This window comes from Mitsuokella multacida DSM 20544 (assembly GCF_000155955.1).
Classification (GTDB): Bacteria; Bacillota; Negativicutes; order Selenomonadales; family Selenomonadaceae; genus Mitsuokella; species Mitsuokella multacida.
On the sequence record NZ_GG697141.2, the window covers coordinates 1,333,699 to 1,333,985 of the forward strand.

Below are 287 nucleotides of genomic sequence, written 5' to 3' on the forward strand. Positions count from 1 at the left end.
TTCGGTTCCAACAACCTGACGTATGCGACGAAGGGTTACCTCAGCGACACGAAGACGAACGACGTTGGTGACTATGACATCACGACGAGCGTCAACGAGCTGAAGAACTATGACGTCAAGACGAACACGGCGAAACTGCACATCAATAAGGCAGCGCTGTTCGTCAATACGGACGACAAGACGACGACGTACGGCACGGTCGACAAGGCGTTCACGTCGGATATCCAGGGCTTGACGAATGGCGACGATGCGTCGATCGTGAACCTGACGTATGCGACGAAGGGTTA

The 287-nt window shown here is 54.0% G+C and carries 1 protein-coding gene; it reads left to right on the forward strand.

Annotated features, from left to right (window positions below; translation table 11 throughout):
- Positions 1–287, forward strand: a 287-nt coding sequence (locus tag MITSMUL_RS12855; protein ID WP_005840946.1) for a hypothetical protein, incomplete at both ends; no start/stop codon positions are given.